At 45.1% G+C, this 16,879-nt stretch carries 16 protein-coding genes; 2 read left to right on the top strand and 14 right to left on the bottom strand.

Annotated features, from left to right (window positions below):
- Window positions 1–24 precede the first annotated feature (24 nt).
- The 8 genes from ACXAD4_RS25610 to ACXAD4_RS25575 all read right to left on the bottom strand — a co-directional run bounded on the left by ACXAD4_RS25610 (window position 25) and on the right by ACXAD4_RS25575 (window position 7,069).
- Complete coding sequence (locus ACXAD4_RS25610) at window positions 25–546, bottom strand: DUF2058 domain-containing protein (RefSeq protein WP_317520595.1); 522 nt, start codon at window positions 544–546, stop codon at window positions 25–27.
- Window positions 547–690: 144 nt separating this feature from the next.
- Window positions 691–2,175 (bottom strand): LruC domain-containing protein, encoded by a 1,485-nt coding sequence (locus ACXAD4_RS25605; RefSeq protein WP_475244839.1) that lies wholly within the window; start codon window positions 2,173–2,175, stop codon window positions 691–693.
- Window positions 2,172–2,552 (bottom strand): hypothetical protein, encoded by a 381-nt coding sequence (locus tag ACXAD4_RS25600; protein WP_475244838.1) that lies wholly within the window; start codon window positions 2,550–2,552, stop codon window positions 2,172–2,174. Before ACXAD4_RS25600 ends, ACXAD4_RS25605 begins: the two co-directional genes overlap by 4 nt.
- A 281-nt stretch (window positions 2,553–2,833) precedes the next feature.
- Window positions 2,834–4,168 (bottom strand): N-succinylarginine dihydrolase, encoded by a 1,335-nt coding sequence (gene astB / locus ACXAD4_RS25595; RefSeq protein ID WP_475244837.1) that lies wholly within the window; start codon window positions 4,166–4,168, stop codon window positions 2,834–2,836.
- A 277-nt stretch (window positions 4,169–4,445) separates the two neighbouring features.
- The gene (locus ACXAD4_RS25590; protein ID WP_475245662.1) at window positions 4,446–4,778 is read right to left on the bottom strand and encodes an SMR family transporter; all 333 of its coding nucleotides are present in this window, start codon (window positions 4,776–4,778) and stop codon (window positions 4,446–4,448) included.
- A gap of 117 nt (window positions 4,779–4,895) precedes the next feature.
- Entirely contained in the window at window positions 4,896–5,282 is a 387-nt protein-coding gene (locus ACXAD4_RS25585) for a hypothetical protein (protein ID WP_475244836.1), read from the bottom strand.
- A 150-nt stretch (window positions 5,283–5,432) separates the two neighbouring features.
- Window positions 5,433–6,371, bottom strand: coding sequence for a cation diffusion facilitator family transporter (locus ACXAD4_RS25580; protein WP_475244835.1), 939 nt, complete (start codon window positions 6,369–6,371; stop codon window positions 5,433–5,435).
- Between the two features lie 143 nt (window positions 6,372–6,514).
- Complete coding sequence (locus ACXAD4_RS25575) at window positions 6,515–7,069, bottom strand: DNA-3-methyladenine glycosylase I (RefSeq protein WP_475245660.1); 555 nt, start codon at window positions 7,067–7,069, stop codon at window positions 6,515–6,517.
- A gap of 397 nt (window positions 7,070–7,466) precedes the next feature.
- Here ACXAD4_RS25575 and ACXAD4_RS25570 point away from each other — a divergent pair, with 397 nt between their 5' ends.
- Window positions 7,467–7,748: a hypothetical protein gene (locus tag ACXAD4_RS25570; protein ID WP_475244834.1), complete on the top strand. Its 282-nt coding sequence runs from the start codon at window positions 7,467–7,469 to the stop codon at window positions 7,746–7,748.
- Between the two features lie 145 nt (window positions 7,749–7,893).
- Here the strand turns inward: ACXAD4_RS25570 and ACXAD4_RS25565 are convergent, their stop codons facing one another.
- The 5 genes from ACXAD4_RS25565 to ACXAD4_RS25545 form a co-directional block, all read right to left on the bottom strand.
- The gene (locus ACXAD4_RS25565; RefSeq protein WP_475244833.1) at window positions 7,894–8,244 is read right to left on the bottom strand and encodes a hypothetical protein; all 351 of its coding nucleotides are present in this window, start codon (window positions 8,242–8,244) and stop codon (window positions 7,894–7,896) included.
- Between the two features lie 155 nt (window positions 8,245–8,399).
- Window positions 8,400–9,587, bottom strand: a complete 1,188-nt coding sequence (locus ACXAD4_RS25560) for a cystathionine beta-lyase (RefSeq protein WP_475244832.1) — start codon at window positions 9,585–9,587, stop codon at window positions 8,400–8,402.
- A gap of 128 nt (window positions 9,588–9,715) precedes the next feature.
- A complete protein-coding gene (gene secF / locus ACXAD4_RS25555) occupies window positions 9,716–10,612 on the bottom strand; it encodes a protein translocase subunit SecF (protein ID WP_475244831.1) in 897 nt (298 codons plus the stop codon).
- A gap of 1 nt (window position 10,613) precedes the next feature.
- On the bottom strand, window positions 10,614–12,434 hold the full coding sequence (gene secD / locus ACXAD4_RS25550) for a protein translocase subunit SecD (protein WP_475244830.1): 1,821 nt from the start codon (window positions 12,432–12,434) through the stop codon (window positions 10,614–10,616).
- Window positions 12,435–12,603: 169 nt separating this feature from the next.
- Window positions 12,604–13,065 carry a hypothetical protein gene (locus ACXAD4_RS25545; protein ID WP_475244829.1) on the bottom strand — a complete coding sequence of 154 codons (462 nt, stop codon included), beginning with the start codon at window positions 13,063–13,065 and terminating at the stop codon, window positions 12,604–12,606.
- Between the two features lie 396 nt (window positions 13,066–13,461).
- Between ACXAD4_RS25545 and ACXAD4_RS25540 the strand changes: the two genes are divergently transcribed.
- Window positions 13,462–14,343 (top strand): NAD(P)-dependent oxidoreductase, encoded by an 882-nt coding sequence (locus ACXAD4_RS25540; protein WP_475244828.1) that lies wholly within the window; start codon window positions 13,462–13,464, stop codon window positions 14,341–14,343.
- Between the two features lie 1,009 nt (window positions 14,344–15,352).
- Here the strand turns inward: ACXAD4_RS25540 and ACXAD4_RS25535 are convergent.
- Window positions 15,353–16,561 carry a NupC/NupG family nucleoside CNT transporter gene (locus ACXAD4_RS25535; protein ID WP_475244827.1) on the bottom strand — a complete coding sequence of 403 codons (1,209 nt, stop codon included), beginning with the start codon at window positions 16,559–16,561 and terminating at the stop codon, window positions 15,353–15,355.
- Between the last annotated feature and the right edge of the window lie 318 nt (window positions 16,562–16,879).

Below are 16,879 nucleotides of genomic sequence, written 5' to 3'. Positions count from 1 at the left end.
CAAAATAGGCTTTGATTAGTGGCATTACCACATTAGATCATCTGGGATCTGGAAGTCCGCGTACGGATCATCTTCATCAACTTCCTGCTCAGACACAGTATTGTTGACAATGATCGTCTCTTCATCACGCTGGCTGATCTTATCGGCAACCACACCAGGGATCACTGCGTAGCCCTCCAGGTAGCGGGCAATCGCTAGTCGGCCGCTAACAAGCTGGTCTTGTGTCTGCTTATCGACATAGATTTTCTTAACTAGCGTACCATCGGTAAAGTTATAACCAATATCACCATCAGCCAGATCTATCTTATTCATTTCGATCAGCTGCTTCACCTGAGAAGCGATAGCTTTCTTATTCGCTTCATCCTGCTTCTGGCGGTTCAGCTCTTTGTCCTGCTCCAACTGGGCAGCTTTATTCGCTTCAACAGCGGCTTTAGCCTCATTACGCAGAGTACGAGATTTCTTGGACTGTTTGCCCGCTTTTTTCAATTTTTTCTTGTCAATAAGACCAGCTTTTAGCATCTGCTCTTGAAGGGATAATTTCGCCATTTCGACTCCGTCACGGGCAATCTAAGTTAAACAAGTAAACCAACAAGCCAAGTTAGCCTCTTACCCTGTTGGTTTTGACGTATTATCCCTGCCCAATAAGTTTAAGGTCAAGTTATTGGGCAATTTCCGAGATAGATCCTTATGTTAATCCCACTTCCAAAATGCCTTACCAATTTGCTTGATCTTGTTTTGTGACGGAGCGTTATACCATGAGTCCTCTTGCTCACCATTGCTAGTGACAAACCCTAAGAATGTAGAATACGCGCCCCCGAGATCTTCTCGCTCTAGTGGTGGCTCCCAATCTTCAGGAATAATAATCGCGAAAGGGTAACCTTGCTCATTCTTGAACCCACCAGCCGCTTCTGCGTTGTTAACAGAAGTGCCCAGACGGGAAGAGTACTCAGGTAGATGAATTTCATAACCGGTATTTTGCACATACAGATAAGGATCATATGGAGGCAAGGAGATACTAGAGAGCGCTATTGGCTCATCAAAATCAAACGCCACACTGAATTTATGCCCTTTTATCAAATCAACATTGGTTTCTGTGTTAGCAAACTCTGATCCAGGACTATTCATTAGTGCTTTTGTGCCTTGTAGAAGCCGTTTATCAAAGCTTCCCGTCAGCGAAAATGTTTGTGGGTAACCACTCTCTTGCTCAGTGGAGTCTGGCTTGAATAAGTTAAGCGTTCCTGCCCCTGATGCTGTATCTGGTAGTCCAATGTGTAAATGCCAGTCATGGGTGAAACCCGATCCTCTCGCAATCATATAACCGTATATAATCAGCGATGACACTTGCTGGCCTGTCATCCCATAGCCAACCCGATAACCTATTACCAAGTCATTGAAGTCATAGTCACTTTTGACTGGGTAATTATCCTCGTAAGCTGCCACGTAATACTCTACTGAGGAGGGATAGTACACCCACGAATCAGTTTCATTGCCGATTTGATTCTGAGTGATCACCAAAGGCGCTTCATCTTGGCCCGGAGCCTCTTCAGTAAGTGTCACAGCATCTGGCTGACTCAACAAGGCAAGATCTTCAGGTCCTGCCGTGAAATCATAAAAGGCTTCAGGATCACCCAAAGAAGTATTGGTCTCCAAGAAAGTGATATCTAGTACGACTGATGTCGCATTTTCAAGCGAGATATTGACCGGTATGGTAAGCACTGCATCGTAAGAAGTGCCCTGCCACCCGCTGTTCGGGGTCAGCGACGAAGAACCAGTTCGCCCGATCAAGGTGTAAAATAGAGCGCGATTTGTCTCCCCAGCCTTTGCCAGTAAGCACTGAGTCGGCGTCGAAAACTCAGTGAAAGTGAAAGTATTCCCTTCAGTTTCAACTGTCAGTGTCACTGATTCAACAGCCACACCTTGGCTCGCAGCTTTTTCGGTGCCGTTTGCCGCCTCGTTCACATCGACAGCCAATACCAAGGCATTATTGTTTTCTACCCTTAATGCTTCCAAACTCGCTGCACTAGGGTTATTTTTCTGCTGCCTAGCCTTAAATAGATCAATGCTGCCACTCCCCTGAAACACGGTATCCTTGAGCAAAACGGACTGCTCAACTGCAAACCCTTTACTTACTGATATCAGCATAAACAAACAGGCTATAAAAAAAGGTTTAATCATAGCGCCACCTCCCCTGTGACAGCCTCATCACCACTAAAATCACTAAACAAATCAAACCTGACTACTTTATCTTTCAGCGGAACAGAAATCGGAAAAGCAAAGATAGTTTGCTTATCAATTTTACCTAAAAACAAGACGTTACCCGAGGAAAGATAAACTTTGAGATACAACCGATTGCCCGTAAAGTTGAAGTCTGATGGATTAATTTCAAACAGATAGTTTTCAAACTGCTGAAACCTGGCATCGGCAGAAACAGTGTTTTCACCAAGCAGTGTTGTGGTTGGCTTTTCCGGTTGTGGCTCAGACGCAGAATCACCTCCACCGCCCCCACATCCGGCAAGAAATAGTAAAGCTAAAAAGTGATAAGAATACTTCATGGATAATTTGCCCCTTCTAATCATCAAAGCAAAAGAACCATGTTTCGTGCCAACTCTAATTTTTGTTAAATATCATACAGTTAAAATGCAATTAAAAATTTGCCCTCGCAATTAAACTCTTTTGCTGCAAAAGAAGATGCAAAATGAATATCTCACACTCAATAAAGTTGTTACTTTTCAGTGTTTAATGCAGGTTTAAGACACCTCTTGTAGCACAAAGCTTTCGGCAACAAAGACACAGAAATGAAAAGCAGCACTAATTTGTGCTGCTTTCTTAGAAATTACTGTTGGAAAGGATAGACAGAACCTAAATTGAGGATTTGCGTCAGCTCATCAAGGGCTGTGCGTGACTCAAGCAGCAAGGCAGGATCAGCCAAGTCCGCTTCAACCAACCGGTCACGGTAATGCTTTTCCACCCAGCCGCTTAACTGACTATACAAAGCATCAGACATCAAGGTGCTTGGGTTCACCGCCGCCACTTCAGCTTGTGTTAGTGCAACGCGTAGCCTCAAACAAGCAGGACCACCGCCATTAGCCATACTCTGCTTCAAATCGAACACTTTAATGTCATCAATACCCTGTTTATTAGCCAGAAGCTGCTCAAGATACGCCCACACTCTCGGATTATTGCGGCACTCTTCCGGCAAGATCAGAACATTGTCACCATTTGGCATGGTAATGAGCTGGGAGTTAAACAGGTAGCTAGTGACCGCATCCCCGATTGATACACTGTCGGTTGGCACTTCAACAATCCGCATTTCGCCAGAGAGTTTCAAGTTTAGCTCATCGTAGACAGCCTGTTGGTTCAAGAACGCCTGCTCGTGACAGAACAGAACATTGCGGTTACCCACTGCAATAACATCATTATGGAATACGCCTTGGTCAATCACGTCCGGGTTTTGCTGGGCGATAACCACTTTGTCATTATCAAGCTGGTGTAGCCTTGCGACCGCCTCACAAGCTTCAAAGGTATGTCGGGCAGGAAACTTCGTCGGCGCGGGTTGTCGACTGTCGAAGGCATAACGTCCGAAGACGAAGAACTCAACCCCTTGCTGGCCATAATCAAGACAGAAGCGAGTATGGTTAGCCGCACCTTCATCACCAAAATGCTCGACACTTGGAAGAGCTGGATGATGGACAAAATGTTTCTCATCCGAAAATGTCGCCTTTAGAATGCGGCCCGTTACTTCATGTTCGATTGAACGGTGGAACTTATTAATGAGGTTAGCAGGTGTAAAATGGACTTTTCCATCCTTGGTATCTGCCGAAGGAGAAACTGTTGCCGCATTAGCGGTCCACATGCTTGAAGCTGAACAGCAAGCAGCCAACACTTGTGGAGCCTGCTTCGCTGCCGCTGCCAATACCGACTGGTCACTACCGGTAAATCCTAACCTACGTAGTGTGGCAATATCAGGTCTTTCCTGTGGCGCTAATACCCCTTGCACCATTGCCATATCTGACAAAGCTTTCATCTTTGCCAGGCCTTGCAAAGCGGCCTGCTTAGGGCTGGATGGGTTGGCTTGGTTTTTCGCAGAAGCGACATTACCAAAAGAGAGACCGCTGTAGTTATGTGTTGGCCCAACTAGGCCATCAAAATTTGCTTCAAGTGCGCTCATAGACATTCCATGTTTAGTTACCACTTTTGTACCTTGCCCACCATAACAAAGTTGCTACATTTTCAACAACCTTAGTACAAGTCACTACAAAGCTCAGCCGCAGAGATAGAACTGACTGCAAGTGGCATGTCTATTCATCAAAGGTGGCTTACTGAATGTTCCTATTCCTGAACTGGCACATAAATAAGCGTTTGGAGGATCAAAAAAAGCCTGCTTTTTCCAATCAGGCTTTTTATTAAACTGTGCGCTTGATCATCTTTATCGTCGAAGAAAAGGCTCAGTGGCTCACTGAGCTAGAAAAAACGTTAATCACTACGGTACCTGATAGAATGAGGAGCATGCCTATTAAAGCTGGTAAATCAAGTTGCTGGCCGTGCCAAAGCCAGCTTATCATGGCAACCAACACGATCCCCGCCCCGCACCATATCGCATAGGCAATCCCAATAGGCACTGCCTTCACTGTGACAGACAGCATAAAGAAGGCAACAGCATACCCCGATAACGTTATCAGAGTGGGTACAAACTGGGTAAATTGTTGGGTTCTAGGCAGCATCGACGTCGCAATCACTTCACAAACAATCGCTATCGACAGCGCCATCATAGGGGGCATAGCCGCAATCAACTTAAACATTTGAAACTCATAGCATGTGAAAAGCGCTCATCCTATGCCAGTTTGATGAATAAGTCATGAATTAAGGCATTACTTTAGCTAAGCAAACCCATAAGTTTAATCGTCCCACTCAACAACATGTCCCGAGTCATAGACACCGTCACTGTAGGCTGGAGAGAAATTGATAAAGATGTTTTCCTTCGACACAGGCAATACATCAGCCAAGGTGTTGGCAATCACTTCAAGCATATTGGCAATTTGCTCTTCGGTGTTGAAACTGGGTGCAACGAGATGAACCAGTAAAGGATGGGTTTTATCAGGCTGGCAGTCTACTACCTTTCCGTTGTGGGCATAGTGATGAGGAGAGAGGTAATCCCAAGTCGCCATAACATGTTTTAAGTCGATATCGCTGGTTTCTGATACTGCTTTGGAAAGCACACCTAAAGTGGAGGGAATATTCACTTCTTGAGCAAAAGGCAACGACTTAATTCTGATTAACGGCATAGCGCTTCTCCTTTAAGACCTTAGCTAGCAGCAAAATAGCTGCTAGCTAATTTGATCGGGGTCACATTAAAGAAGATAGCCAAGTGCGTTGTTGCTACACCTTCTCAATTTTGAGAATTAGCACATTTTTATTCGTCACACGTGCGCAAATTAGTCACAGCTCTTATCATCGCAGCCCTTCTCCTCGCAACAAGGATTTATGACGCGCTCGGCACAAGTATATGGCTCGATATGGATAATCACATCAACTAATTCATCTATCTGGGCCAAGATATGAGACTTGAAGTTTTCGCTGATAGTATGGGCATCCTCAACCCGCATATCGGGGTCCACTAGCATATGAAAGTCCAACAAAATTGTACTACCAGTACGACGGCTGCGGATAGCATGAACTTCTTTTATCTGCGGTACTTCGCTGGCATAGCCTTGGATCTTAGCCTCGATGTCTTCATCAGCCTGCGCGTCTGTCAATTCCATGATAGCCGGCCACAGTATTTCAAATGCCGCTTTTAGGATCATTGCAGTGACGATCAGCGCCGCAACCTGATCAAGATAATGTAGGTCTGGGAAAATATAATTTGCGATTACAGCAACAGCTACAGGCAGTGAACTCAGGGCATCAGTACGATGGTGCCATGCATTGGCATGAAGAGAGCGGCTGTTGATCATTTTGGCTTGGACAACCGTCCAACGGTACAACACCTCCTTCACTACAATTGAAGCAATAGCAGCCCAGAAAGCCAGCATTCCCGGAACAGCGTTGGTTTCATGGCCCAGAGCTGATAGCGAATCCCAGCCAATGCCAATACCAACAATGAGCAGCAATACACCAATAAAGATATTAGTAAAGGTTTCAAACCGGCCATGCCCATATGGATGCCCCTTATCAGCTGGCGCGGTCCAATAGCGTGAGCCAATCAAAATAGCGGTGTCGGTGATCAAATCAGAAAAACTGTGTACACCGTCGGCAACCAAAGCCTGACTACCTGTAATTTTACCTATCGTGATCTTTAATACGGCCAAACTTACGTTTGCAATTGAGCCTACCCACGTCGCTCGCTGTATTACTTTTACCGGATTATCAGCCATTGTCCCAACTTCTGCATGGTTAACATCCCCTCGTCAAAGCCAAATTACGAGGGAAAAAGAATTGAACATAATACGCGTCATCACTGTGACAAACCAGTATCTCTCTTCTATCGCTAAAATAGGTAATGGCTATCAACCTTGAGTTATTTTATTTGCTCGCCTATTACTTCTTGATGACAGTAACAGGTTATTAAATGATCATTCACCATCCCAACCGCTTGCATAAATGCATAACAAATAGTTTCTCCAACAAACTTAAATCCTTTCTTTTTGAGAAAACGACTCATTTGCTTTGAAGCTTCTGTTGAAGTTGGTATTTCTTCCATTGTTTGCCAGTGGTTATTTACTGGTTGGTGATCGACAAATTGCCAAAGCGCATTTGCCAGACAGCCATACTCATTAATTAACTGCTGAGCAGCTCGTGCATTATTAAATACCGAACTGATTTTCCCTCGATGTTTAATGACATCATAATCACCAATAATTGCCTCTATTCGATCATCTTCATATAACGCGAGCTTAGCTATGTCGTAATTATCAAATGCCGCCCTGTAAGCCTCTCGCCTTTTAAGAATGGTGTACCAACTCAATCCCGCTTGAGCGCCTTCTAAAATCAGGAATTCGAATAAATATGTATCTGATTTATTTACCCTTCCCCACTCTTTATCGTGGTATTCCCGCTCTATAGGCTGCTTCATTGCCCATGCGCATACACTTTTTTCCAAGAAACCTCCGAAGGTGTACAACTTTTCACCGAAAAATTTAGTTACAACAATGATATTTCTCCAAACTCCTGAGCACAAATAGATTTCACTTTACGTACCCCTTAAGGGGTAGTTATGGTTACAAGCACCCCTTGATAATATTCTTTTAGGGAATTATTCTGTAAACGTTTACTGATGAGTTTATAGATTATTTAGGTACAAAGTGACAATGAGAGTTAAATTGATTTTTGAGCATGCATTCGATTTTCAATTTTTTGCTACCAGCATCACATAAACCCAGATAAGACATGTAAATCAAATTGAAAAATAACAACTTCATTCCATAATGGGGAAATCAATACGTCGTTATTGGTTAGGGAAAAGGACTTTTATGAGAAATATCGCCGATTTTATCGAGCAACTAGAAAAAGGAGATGACCCATTCAGCGTTTGGGTATACTCAAGTAAAGGTCAATACAGTCAGTTTGGCAAACAAGGTAACAAAATTTCAACTCCCGCCCTTCAGCGAGCGTTGAACAAATACCTACAGATTGTAGTGGAAGTGAATAATGAATCTGATGAAGATGCATTTTTATTACTACCTGAGGTTCATGCTGTTGTACCTGTTTCGTTCCGAGACGGGCAAGTACAGTCACTGACTCGACCAAACTAAATAAGACATCTAACTTTGTGACTAACGATTAAGAACGATACATGGCTAGGTCAATCTTAAACACAAAATGAAAATGCCTTATCCAAAAACAGACCTTCCTGGTCTGTTTTTTTTATGCCAAGTCGAAAATGTAGCGATACGCTACTCATTCGTAACTATAGCTAAAGTTCTGATTGGGGTTGATGAATGACGTCGACATGAGTATCCGTGCGTTAGATTGTTTACAGGCCAGATTTCCATCATCCCAACCTTGATTAAATTTGGTATCACTACCGTCTAGGGTTTCATCCTTGCCAAACACCTTGCCATAATTCCCAGTCACTCCAAGTGCATTCTCGCATCCTTGGTTATAGCCATAATGGTAGATACTGTCGTAAGGCACATCGTAATCATAATCATCAGGAAACAACTGGTAGTTTTCCAGATCTGAACTCGAACAACCCAGTATTGTCATTGGGAGTATGACAATAGCGGCCCAATACCCTGTCTTTTTCATAACTTCCCCTTTGGTCTGGCGTTTACTACATAGTAGCCAAAACCTGCAGGTAACGGTGCTCAAGTTAGATATTGTCTGTAAAAATGGCAGAACTACTCAATAACCGAACAAAAAAGGCCAGCGATGCTGGCCTTTAATCAGATAGATAAGCGAAATTATTTCTTCAGAGCCGCATTGAAGCGCTCAAAACCTCGCTCTAAATCGGCAATTAAATCTTCCGGTGACTCAAGACCAACGTGCAAACGCAGTAATGGACCCGCGAAGTCTTTCTTGGCCACAGTGCGCAACGAGTTAATATTTTCATTAGCAAGGATCAGGCTTTCGAAACCGCCCCAAGAATAGCCCATGCTGAAATGCTCCATACCATCAAGTAACGCTGTCAGCGCCTCGGTATTACCGCGATTCAGCACAACAGAAAACAGACCGTTGCAGCCTTTGAAATCACGCTTGTAGAACTCATGGCCTTCACAGCTTTCAAAAGCCGGGTGACGCACATGGTCAACCTCTTCGCGCTCTGCCAGCCACTGCGCTACCTTAATACTGTTTTCTTCATGCTGCTTTAAACGAACACCTAGCGTACGTAGGCCTCGCATGGCGAGATAAACATCATCTGGCGATGTACACTGGCCAAGCAAGTAACTATTTTCGCGTAGTTGATCCCAGCATCGCTCATTAGCAACCGCCGTACCCAACATAACATCAGAGTGGCCGACAATGTATTTAGTCGCCGCTTGAATCGAAATATCGACACCGTGCTCAAATGGCTGGAAATTAATTGGTGATGCCCAGGTGTTGTCGAGCATCACGACTAGGTCATGCTCATGGGCGATGCGCGCCAAGGTCGGCACATCCTGTACTTCCATGGTGATTGAACATGGTGATTCAAGGAAAAGAACTGTTGTATTCGGCTTGATAAGATCACGGATCCCCTCGCCAATCATAGGATCGTAATAGGTGGTTTCCACGCCCATCTTATCGAGCATTTTGTCACAGAAATCACGGGTAGGTTCATAGACACCATCCACCATCAAGATGTGATCGCCCGCTTTAACAAACGACAGTATAGCGCTGGTGATTGCAGCCGTTCCGCACGGGTATAGCGCACAACCAACCCCACCTTCCAACTCGACCATCGCATCCTGGAATGCAAAATGAGTATTGGTGCCTCGGCGGCCATAGAACAGTTCTTTGTTCGCTCGGTTCGCTGTGGCGTGCTTCATCTCTTTTACTGAATCAAACACAATGGTTGAAGCTCTGCTGACCGGTGGGTTAACCAGTGATTGCGTCCACTTCGATGAACGTCCTGCAGTTACGATCTTGGTTTCTAATGATTTCTTACCCATGTTGCGTCTCTTTCCTTTCAATCTCGGCGCTAATCTCCATGCATTTGACGTTATCACAGTTCAAACGTCTTGGGTACATCAACAAAAAAGGGCCCGAAGGCCCTAATGTTATGATTACTATTTTGCTGTTACGGCTCTTGTGAAACTGGCACTAGCTTGTAGTGCGACGAGTCAAGCTTGAACAACTCAGGTAACGCTGTACCTACCGAAATAGAAGACCATGTACCGGTCAAAATACCGATAAACATCGCAATGGCAAAACCTTCAAGGGCGCCACCACCCAACAGCCACAATGAACCCACTGTCAGCAACGTTGTACCCGAGGTGATCATAGTACGAGAGATAGTCGCAGCAATTGCTTCATTATTGATATCTTCAATAGCCTTGTTTGGCTTTGATATCAACAACTCACGGATACGGTCAGCAATAATGATCGAGTCATTCAAAGAGTAACCCAGAATAGCCAACACAGCTGCCAGTACTGTCAGATTGAACTCCATCTGGGTAAGGGCAAAGAAACCCAGTACAAAGATCACATCATGCGCTAAAGCAAACACAGAGCCAGATGCCAGGCGCCATTCAAAGCGGTAGCTCAGATAGCCAAGAATACACAACACGGCAACAAGCAAGGCTAAACCACCCTGTTCTGCCAACTCTTGGCCAACCTGAGGACCAACAATACTGGTATTCAATACTTGAACATTGGCATCCAAAGTATGCAGGGCAGCAGACACATCCGGTGCTTCGCCTTGCTCAGGGATTGCATAACGTAATACCCAACGCCCCGGTTCACCGGCTGCGATAACACTGACATCCTGGCCAAATTTTGTATCCAGTTGCTGGTCAATCTCATGGCTGGTTAACGCGCTGTTGGTTTGCACCTCAGTCACGATGCCGCCGGTAAAGTCCAAGCCCCAGTTAAGCCCCTTAACGGAAATAGCCACTAGAGAGCCAAGCAGCAAGATAATAGACACGACACTGGTGAAGTGACGCCATTTTGTTGCATTCTTCATAGTGATCAACATATTAAATTCGCACCTCACGTCGAGCATCACGACCCCAAACCAAATTAATAATGGCGCGGGAAGCAAAAATACCGGTAAACATACTGGTTAGAAGACCTAACCCAAGCGTCAGGGCAAAGCCCTGAATCGGACCATTACCAACGGCGTAAAGCACAACAGCAGTTATCATGGTGGTGAAGTTGGCATCGAAGATAGTGCTGAAGGCACTGCTAAAGCCGCGATCGATCGCCTGTGCAAGGCTTCGACCTTCTCTTAACTTGTCGCGGATACGTTCAAAGATAAGCACGTTGGTATCGACCGCCATGCCGACCGTCAACACTAAGCCTGCGATACCTGGAAGGGTCAGCACCGCTCCTGGGATCAAAGCCAGCAAACCAAACAGCATTACCATGTTGAAAACCAATGCCACATTGGCCACCCAGCCTAAGCGGCGGTACCACAGCGCCATGAAGACAAGTGTCAGGCCCATACCCAACGCCAGAGCAGCAAAGCCGTTCTCAATGTTTTCAGCACCCAGTGTTGGACCAATAGTTCGCTCTTCAACAATGGTAACCGGTGCAGTCAATGAACCTGCTCGCAATAGCAACGCCAGTTCCTGAGCATCTTGGATAGAACCCGCACCAGTGATTCGGAAGCGGTTACCCAACTGGCTCTGGATGGTAGCGACACTGATGATCTTGCTTTCCTGTACCGCATTGCCTTCACTGTCGCGGCTATATTCGCTGAAGGCGGTTGCCATTGGCTTACCAATATTCTGACGAGAGAAGTCAGACATGATTTTGCCGCCAGCACTATCAAGGTTGATGTTTACCTCGGCCATACCCATTTCGCCAAAGCTGGCACGGGCATCAACAATGTGATCACCACTTAGGATTGGCTTACGCGCTACGCGCACTGGCTGACCATGCTCATCATTGATTGTCATGGTACTGCCGCTACCCAGTTCGCGAACCGGGTAAAATGCCAAACTCGCCGTCGCACCAATCACGCTTTTTGCAGCCGCAGGGTCTTGAACCCCCGGCAATTCAATACGAATACGGTTTTCGCCTTGGCGTTGTACCAGCGCTTCGGTAATACCGAGCTCTTCGATACGGCTACGCATGGTTTGCAAGTTTTGTTGAACAGTTAGATTTCTTAGCTGCGCTTGCTCATCATCTTTCAGTGCGAGTTTCACGCCATGGCCAGCATCATTGGTGACCTGCCATTGCGGATAATTGTTGCGAACAAACTGACGGATTTTACCGTTCGCTTCGCTATTAGGAAGGCGAACAACGAGGGTATCTGAAGCAACAGGTTCAATACGGGTATTACGAATACCCTGCTGGCGAAACTCCTGACGAAGTTCATCCTGCAGCAACTCGGCCTGGGCTTGATAGACCTGGTTCATGTCTACATCGAGTAAGAACTGCACGCCGCCACGAAGATCCAAACCCAGCTTGATTGGCGCGAAACCCATACCCTGCAACCATGCTGGTGCTGCTGGCGTCATTGCCAACGTTAGCTGTGAATCGCTCTTTGGCCCCATCTCCTGAGCCAGTACCGTTCGGGCTTGGGTTTGCTGAGACTCATCGGCAAGCACAACCAAGGTGCTATCTGGTTGCTGGTCGATACGCTTTACCGCAATATCGTGCTGCTTCAAGGTATTTTGCAACTGGACGACATCAGGGACGGGAACACCCTTGGCTGAAACTTGTACGGCAGCGTCTTCCCCGTACCAAGTTGGGATAGCGCTTAACATCATCACCACCAAAGTGACAATCAGAACAACATATTTCCAGGCAGGATAATGATTCAGTAACCGCTGAGGGGCTTTTTTTCTCATAGTTTTACCACTGTTTTTAGCGTGCAACGTTTGCGATGCACAGCACACTGCCCCCATATCAAAACTAGGGAAGCAGGTTTAATACCGCTCCTGCTCGGCAGTACAATATGTACTTAACAAGCAAGATTAATTTGCCCTGAACAACAAGCAGGACTAGATAGATTGCGGATCACGCCAAAGGCAGGCGATGGTGGTAAACGGTATATATGAGGTTAGATTCTTTCCAACCGGAGACCCGGCCCGAAGGAGGAGATGTTTTCAGCGTCCAATCCAAAGCTGGCTGCATATCAACCCGATAGTCTTTGGCAAAACTAGGAGCAGGTGCAACAGGTAGCTCGATGGCTAATTGATAAGCAGGCTCAACCTCTTCAGGATCATGACGTAACAAGCTGGTAAAACGGCTTGAAGCCGCGATGGCCAAATCAAGGCTGCGATCGTGATTAGAGTGCTGGTTATTACTGGAAGGTGCATGACCTCCGGCTTGAACAGCATCGGTCAAATCAGTTTGATCAAACTTTAACAGCGCGTTTAGCTCTGCCTTAGAAGGCGCAAATGAGGCAGGATGAGCCAAGTGCTCAGATAAGACTTGCTTTGAAAGTACTTGCTCCGAAATCACTTGCTTTGAAGACACCAAAGGCATCAACACATTATTATCTGTAACTTGATTGGCGCTATGAAAAGTTGCGGACTCTGATACAGGCGCGACTGAACCTGCATGACTAGACCACGCAAATCCCAAACACACTATCAGCATCAAAATTCTTAGCACAGAAGCCAGCCCCGACCAAATATTAAAAGAATGGCCATATACAGAATAACTTTCCGCATAATAGGGCTACTGCTAGTGATTCACAAGAAAAGATTGCGCTTGCCCACAATTTTTTAGTTATTTTTTGACAACATTAGTTGTGCTATATATCGGGGCTAATCGGTAGCATTTATTATCTTAATGCAAGATACTGAAAAACCTCTATTACCCCACCGTTACCATTATCGGCAAACGTAAATGAATAAGGGAAGCGAATTAATGACATCACATAAAATTGCATTTATCGGACTAGGCACAATGGGCTTCCCGATGGCTGGACACCTTGCCAATGCAGGCCATCATGTCACCGTGTATAACCGCACCACAGCTAAAGCTGAAAAATGGGTTGAGACATACGCTGGCAGTTTTGCAATTACTCCAGCAGAAGCGGCTGAGGGGGCTGACTTTGTGTTTACCTGTGTGGGTAACGATGATGACCTACGCCAAGTATACTGTGGCGAAGATGGTATTTTGGCTTCAGCCAAACCCGGTGCCATTCTCATTGATAACACCACAGCCTCTGCAGAGGTGGCGAGAGAAATTGCTGAGAAAGCCAGCGATTGTCAGCTACGTTTCCTTGATGCGCCAGTTTCCGGCGGTGAAGCGGGGGCGGTAAATGGCTGTCTGACTGTCATGGTGGGTGGCGACAGCAAAGTGTTTGAACAAGCAAAACCTGTTATTGACTGTTTTGCCAAAGCGACAACGCTGATGGGCGATATTGGTTATGGCCAAATTACTAAGATGGCCAACCAGCTATGTATTGCCGGCGTACTGCAAGGCTTATCAGAAGCCATTACCTTGGCTAAATCTGCCGGTCTTGATATCGAGCAAATGACAGAAGTCCTCAAGCATGGTGCGGCCGGTTCATGGCAGTTGGAAAATCGAGCAAAAACTATGGCAGAAAATAATTTCGACTTCGGCTTTGCCATTGATTGGATGCGTAAAGATCTAGGCATTTGCTTTGAAGCGGCAGAGAAACTCGGCGTAGATCTTCCACTTGCCAAACAAGTTGACGAGAAATACGCAGAACTACAGCAGCGTGGCTACCAGCGCGCAGATACTTCAGTGCTGATCAAGCAATTCGATAACGACAAGCGCTAAATCAGTCCACTTCGCATGAGGCCCCTCACCTGGCCTCATGCTTTAATCTTGTTTAGCAGTTAAATAGCTTTCCTCATAAAACGAAAGATAAAAAATCTACCTGTATGTTTTTTATTTCCTGCTTATATTTTAAACTTGATTTTCTAAGTAGAGGCTCAGTAACTATTAAAACCTTACTAATAATGAGTACCTCAAGCTCTAATTTCATATGCATGAAAAATGACAATTCATTCAAAATTATCAACTTACCAAAACATTATGTTTTTTAGATGTCCTTTCTTTTGACATTTTCATTTATCTGGGCAAAATTTAGGCACACAACAATTGATTTATTAAGCCCCCTTAAAAGCAAAGAATTCCTTACAAACATCAATAATAAGTTATAACATTTAAGCTAGGCATTATTTACACACTGCATTCATTTTAATACAAATAATACAATCGATGACTAAAAATAAATGCAAGCAAATCACACCCCCTACCCAATCACTCACAACACCCAAAAACCATTTTAAGTCATTGATTTAAAGGCAACACCACCGCCACCATATAATTGACACAACAAAAACAAAGTCATATTTACCAGTATCAAATAATACACCATTTCATAAACGTAGATGAAATGTTGATGATTTCACACTTTTGTATATAAGTGCTTTTCTTTTTAGAAAAACACTACTAATAATAACCATTATTAAAAAATGGATTTTTTATAGAAGAATGAGGGTAACATGATTAGGGCTTATGCTCGCATGTCAAAAAACCGACCATACATACATTGGTTCAATGTGATTTTGACGTTTTTTATTTTTGCATTCTGCTGCTATCAGCTTCTCGCTAATGAAGAGATTATATTTGGCTTAGGGTTTATCTTTGTCGGATTGATGGTCACTTTATTCAGCCAAGCATTCTCATATCGCCAGAAATACTTAAACGGCGATTAAACCATTCTCCACGTATAAAAAAACCTCTTTCTTTCGAAAGAGGTTTTCTAAAATTACTTTATCAATTAAAGGCTAATAAAGATACCTGCGAGTGCTGCACTCATCAGGTTAGCCAGTGTCGCAGCCAATACGGCTTTGATACCCAGGCTTGCCACATCACCGCGACGCTCTGGTGCCATTACACCGATAGAGCCGATCTGGATTGCAATAGAACCAATGTTAGCGAAGCCACATAGCGCAAAAGTGATGATCACTTGGCTGTGCTCAGACAGAGTCTCTTTAATGCTTACGAAGTCGAGGAAAGCAACGAACTCGTTAAGGATCATCTTCTGACCAATAAAGGCACCAGCCTGTAACATTTCAGAAGCTGGAACACCAATCACAAAGGCCAGCGGCGAGAACAAGTAGCCAAGTAAACCTTGAAGGGTCAAGTGCTCAAAACCTACCCATGAACCAACCGTTTCTAGACCCGCGTTCGCCATCGCAATCACACTGACAAATGCAATCAGCATGGTACCGATAGCAACCGCTACTTTCATACCGTTCATTGCACCCGCTGCAAGCGCATCAATTGCGTTGCTATGGTCGCTTTTTGCCATTTCGATATCGGTTTGCTCAACCGCTACGCTCTGCTCTGGCACCAACAGTTTCGCCATCATCAAACTACCAGGCGCAGCCATGAAGCTCGCAGCGATTAGGTACTTGAGATCTACACCAAGGCCAGCATAGCCCCCCAGCACGCTTCCTGCTACCGATGCCATACCACCGGTCATTACCGCAAACAGCTCTGAGCGAGTCATCTGTGGTAGGAAAGGTTTAACCAATAGCGGAGATTCACCTTGAGACAGGAAAATGTTACCTGTAGCCACCAAAGATTCGGCACGGCTTGTACCCAGCGCACGCTGAATGCCACCACCGATCACTTTGATGATCCATTGCATCACACCGAGATAATAAAGAAGGGAGATAAGAGCACTAATGAAGATAACAAGAGGAAGGACGCGAATAGCAAAGATAAAACCGGAAGTCGCTAGATCACCAAACAGGAACTTGATCCCTTCATCGGCAAAACCCAATACGCTAGCAACACCGCCACTCATTGCCCCCAGCATCTTTTGCCCAACGGGAATATACAGAACCAAGGCAGCAAAGCTGGCCTGTAACAACAACGCCCCACCAACCGTACGCCAGTTGATTGCTTTACGGTTTTCAGATAGCGCGTACGCGCACAATACCAGTACTAAAATACCGGCCAAACTAATTAACAACTGCATTATTTCGTCCTGTTGCTTTGACTATGTGTTGGGATATCGAAAAATGAAGGTGTTACTGCCTGCATTACCAATGGGGACATCGCCTTCGGGGAGAAAGCTAAATAGGAAGGTCCTGAGCAAATACGCCCAGAAAATGTGGAATTGTCCGTCCATTTGTAAAACATACAAGTCACCTAATTAACAAGCTAAGTAATGCCGGTCCAACTCCGTGGGTCATTCACATGTCCATGGTGACAGCTTGTAACTAAGGTGGCTGAACTCTATGGTTCTGGCCGGAAGCGGAGTATATAGAGATATAGATCACATTAAAAACCCCAA

The sequence above is a fragment of the Photobacterium sp. AWH4_225 genome (genome assembly GCF_056158405.1).
The sequence above is the reverse complement of the archived record's forward strand: the minus strand, read 5'-3'. Positions and strand labels throughout refer to the sequence as shown.

Coding starts and splice junctions, on each gene's coding strand:
- ACXAD4_RS25610 (WP_317520595.1), bottom strand. CDS start 546: ATGGCGAAATTATCCCTTCAAGAGCAGATGCTAAAAGCTGGTCTTATT.
- ACXAD4_RS25605 (WP_475244839.1), bottom strand. CDS start 2,175: ATGATTAAACCTTTTTTTATAGCCTGTTTGTTTATGCTGATATCAGTA.
- ACXAD4_RS25600 (WP_475244838.1), bottom strand. CDS start 2,552: ATGAAGTATTCTTATCACTTTTTAGCTTTACTATTTCTTGCCGGATGT.
- astB (WP_475244837.1), bottom strand. CDS start 4,168: ATGAGCGCACTTGAAGCAAATTTTGATGGCCTAGTTGGGCCAACACAT.
- ACXAD4_RS25590 (WP_475245662.1), bottom strand. CDS start 4,778: ATGCCCCCTATGATGGCGCTGTCGATAGCGATTGTTTGTGAAGTGATT.
- ACXAD4_RS25585 (WP_475244836.1), bottom strand. CDS start 5,282: ATGCCGTTAATCAGAATTAAGTCGTTGCCTTTTGCTCAAGAAGTGAAT.
- ACXAD4_RS25580 (WP_475244835.1), bottom strand. CDS start 6,371: ATGGCTGATAATCCGGTAAAAGTAATACAGCGAGCGACGTGGGTAGGC.
- ACXAD4_RS25575 (WP_475245660.1), bottom strand. CDS start 7,069: ATGAAGCAGCCTATAGAGCGGGAATACCACGATAAAGAGTGGGGAAGG.
- ACXAD4_RS25570 (WP_475244834.1), top strand. CDS start 7,467: ATGAGAAATATCGCCGATTTTATCGAGCAACTAGAAAAAGGAGATGAC.
- ACXAD4_RS25565 (WP_475244833.1), bottom strand. CDS start 8,244: ATGAAAAAGACAGGGTATTGGGCCGCTATTGTCATACTCCCAATGACA.
- ACXAD4_RS25560 (WP_475244832.1), bottom strand. CDS start 9,587: ATGGGTAAGAAATCATTAGAAACCAAGATCGTAACTGCAGGACGTTCA.
- secF (WP_475244831.1), bottom strand. CDS start 10,612: ATGTTGATCACTATGAAGAATGCAACAAAATGGCGTCACTTCACCAGT.
- secD (WP_475244830.1), bottom strand. CDS start 12,434: ATGAGAAAAAAAGCCCCTCAGCGGTTACTGAATCATTATCCTGCCTGG.
- ACXAD4_RS25540 (WP_475244828.1), top strand. CDS start 13,462: ATGACATCACATAAAATTGCATTTATCGGACTAGGCACAATGGGCTTC.
- ACXAD4_RS25535 (WP_475244827.1), bottom strand. CDS start 16,561: ATGCAGTTGTTAATTAGTTTGGCCGGTATTTTAGTACTGGTATTGTGC.